The 2,831-nt window shown below is 37.9% G+C and carries 1 protein-coding gene and 2 pseudogenes; 2 read left to right on the plus strand and 1 reads right to left on the minus strand.

Annotated elements, in window-relative coordinates:
• A partial coding sequence (locus tag F6K13_RS26760) for a tetratricopeptide repeat protein (protein ID WP_287288962.1) occupies positions 1 to 602 on the plus strand: 602 nt, incomplete at its 5' end.
• 380 nt (positions 603 to 982) lie between these two features.
• Positions 983 to 2,321: pseudogene (locus F6K13_RS26765) on the plus strand (IS701 family transposase).
• A gap of 16 nt (positions 2,322 to 2,337) precedes the next feature.
• On the opposite strand, the pseudogene F6K13_RS26770 reads toward F6K13_RS26765, so the two are convergent.
• Positions 2,338 to 2,526: pseudogene (locus F6K13_RS26770) on the minus strand (IS1634 family transposase); the annotation flags it as partial.
• Positions 2,527 to 2,831: the final 305 nt, after the last annotated feature.

Here is a 2,831-nt window from a genome sequence, read left to right on the forward strand (position 1 = left end):
TCTTAAATTCAGAGGTAGTTATTTCTCGCCTATCTGAAGAAAATTTGTCTCAATTAAAAGAGTCATTTATAGAAGATCGGTTTGATTTTGTTAATACTCTAAGAAGCGATTGTTTGGAATCATCCGATCTGACAGAAATTGAAGACAATTATTGTGCAGTGATTGCCCATTCATTTGATTTTGTGGCTTGGAATAATTTAGGGCAAAAATTGTTTGTTCGAGGACGTGATAAGGCAGCTCTTATGGCTTACGATCATTCACTGTTAATTAATCCAGAATATTCCCTTGGATTAGCTAATCGGTGTGGTGTATTAAGTCGTTTAGGGGAATATAATCAAGCTCTTGTCTCTTGTGAATTAGCCCTTAAGGGGGATGGTCGTTGGGGAATACGAGGAGCTGCTTTAGCTTGGAATAACAAAGGAGACGTTTTATTTAACCTGAAACGTTATCAGGAATCGTTAAGTTCGTTTGATCGCGCGTTGGCAATTAGTCATAATTATGCAGGTGCCCAACGGAATCGAGCAGTTGTTTTACACCAGTTACAAAAAATTACTCAAGAACAAGGAGAGGATAATGATATTCGATTTTCTGAATCTGTTTGATGTGCGCTGGCTATTAGTTTTTTCACCCATTACAAGTGCTATCGCTTGGGGGATGATCGTCTATACCGAATTTGACCCCTGGAACCCTTGGCAGTTCTAAGCTGGAGTTTAGACCAGGGTAAACGCATCTTATTTTGAAGTTCTGACAGAGTCAAAAATGTCAGACTTCTCAGTATTTATATTTAGGGCTTGCTGATTAAATCTAAAACCCACATTCCCCACGACAAAATGTAGTACATAAAGAGAGGGAAACTTGAGTAAGTATTTAGACTTATAGTATAGGGTAAGAAGCCGGGACTTTAGTGAAAAAAAGGTAAAAAAAAGGTGATAATATATACCTGACAAGTCTTTTACGTTAATTACTCCCTGGGGAAAGTCCAATGAAAGAAACAACTTCAGTGGCCATGCCCTCTTGTTTCCATGGATGGTGCGTTCGCGGTAGCGTTGCGTAAGCAAATCACTTTAACAATGTATTTAAGACAAAAGCTCAAAAAACAGGGTTTAGAAACTATATAGGAGGATTATTAGGAGAAAGCCAGAGAAAAAACTTGTCTCAGATATCAAACAACACGATAGGTCTGTCATACCACAAATTACGACATTTCCTAGTTCGAGCCAACTGGTCAGTAGATGCTGGTATGGGAGCGTCGTCTTCAAGTGATGTGGGAATGTCGCCAAACAAAACCTTCTCGTTCATTTGCTTTAATTATAGACGATTCAGGCCACAGAAAAAGCGCACCGCCTGCGCCGAGGAAACCTCGGCGTAAAGACGGAGCAAGAAGTGGTAATTTAACTGCAGGAGTAGGGCGACAATATATAGGAGAAATAGGAAAAACAGATAATAGTATAGTCGTGGTGACAACTCATCTTTATGATGGAGTTAAAAGTCTACCTTTAGACATAGCTTTGTATCAGAAAGCTGATTCTTTTCCAAAGGGAAAAAAGACCCAGAATTTGTCAAGAAACCAGACTTAGCAATGTCTCTAGTAGATCAATTTTTGTCTAGAGGAAACCAACCAGAAATTGTGTTAATTGATGGAGGCTATTATAACAATACATCATTCTTAAATCAACTAGAGAAAAGAAATTTAACTTATATAGGAGGATTAGCTAAAAATAGAAAAGTAATCATCAAAAAACAGGATAACATTAAAGAAGAAATTAGATTAGACAAGCTAGCATAAAGTATACCTCAAAAAGCTTTTCACTTAGTTCAACTAAGTACAAATCATACTACAGAAGTTTTGGTGGCCACATTAAAAGTAGAACTGTCTCGGATGTCAGGTCAAAAAACTATAGCTATCGTTATGAATGTCAAAAGTTTTTCTGATGCCACTAATATTAACTATTATATTACTAATATAGAACACAAATGTGTAACTTCAGATTGGATATTTTCTACTTACTCTCAGAGAAATTGGGTGGAAGTTTTCGTGATTAGAAGCCAAAGGATGGCTAGGGCTAAGAGAATATCAAGTCAGAGATCAAAGAAGCTTGAAAAGGCATTTTACTTTAGTATTTTGTGCTTATACATTTATTATCTGGCATCAGTTAACAGGAGGCATAAGAAGGCGTTGGGCTAACAAAACTTTAGAGACCTTTACTGATACTTTAGAAGCATTTCATACAGCGATATCTTACCGTTTTATCAAGTGGTTAGATGAAAACATCGACGTATTTACCGCTCATAAAGAGAGGTTGGGGTTTGTTTGGGTTTGAAATTTGCTAAAGTCCCGCTATCTGCCACCATTAAACTGTCAAAATTTAACTGATTTTTAAACTCTTTCATGGCTAGTACAAACTGTTTTTGGTCAGATTCATTTCCCGACCCAATTCTCATCCACAATGGTACATCTCCATCGTTTGCGCAAATTAAATCCATGATAAATTGCTTTAAATCGGGTCGTTTATCTCTTGAATATCCAGGGGTCCTCAGTCCTCACAAGTTTCGGAAATTCAAGAACGAGAATAGGGGAAAAAGGGGATGCAGTCCCGCGATGTCGCACGGCGCACCTAGTAGCGCACCAAGCAGGTAGAAAAATGCTCCCATCTCCCCATCTCCCCATCTCCCCATCTCCCCATCTCTTAATTTAAGGTTCTACTTCACACTTATAATCATTTTTTTTCCCATAATTTCCCATAACTCTACTTGTACCTGTTCAACTACTTCTTGCCACTCCCTTGACTGAGACTGACGGAATAATTTCATTGTTGGATACCAAGGAGTAA

Source organism: Okeania sp. SIO2B9, assembly GCF_010672505.1.
Classification (GTDB): Bacteria; Cyanobacteriota; Cyanobacteriia; order Cyanobacteriales; family Microcoleaceae; genus Okeania; species Okeania hirsuta.